Here is a 252-nt window from a genome sequence, read left to right as displayed (position 1 = left end):
CGCTTAGGGTAAATGCACTCAACCCCGCTGCCCAATACTGCTATGGTCGTTCCATTAGCAGCCAGAGTCGCGTTATGGGCTGCACCATCAATACCAGCAGCCATGCCGCTGGGAATTGAAAAGCCTTGGTGAGCTAAATGATAAGCGAGTTCTGCCGTTATATCTAAGCCGCCTCGAGAGGCATTACGGCTTCCCACCATTGCAATACTCGGTAACACAAGAGATTCTATCGACCCTTTAACAAATAATACC

1 protein-coding gene is annotated in these 252 nt (G+C 49.2%); it reads right to left on the bottom strand.

Going from position 1 to position 252, the window contains the following annotated elements; genetic code table 11:
• The coding region (locus AAEY88_RS14750; RefSeq protein ID WP_350563592.1) for a DNA-processing protein DprA at positions 1–218 on the bottom strand (218 nt) is incomplete at its 3' end.
• Between the last annotated feature and the right edge of the window lie 34 nt (positions 219–252).

Source organism: Psychrobacter sp. CAL346-MNA-CIBAN-0220 (assembly GCF_040309805.1).
GTDB lineage: Bacteria > Pseudomonadota > Gammaproteobacteria > Pseudomonadales > Moraxellaceae > Psychrobacter.
Note: the sequence above shows the minus strand (reverse complement) of the source record. Positions and strands in the feature narration are given on the sequence as shown.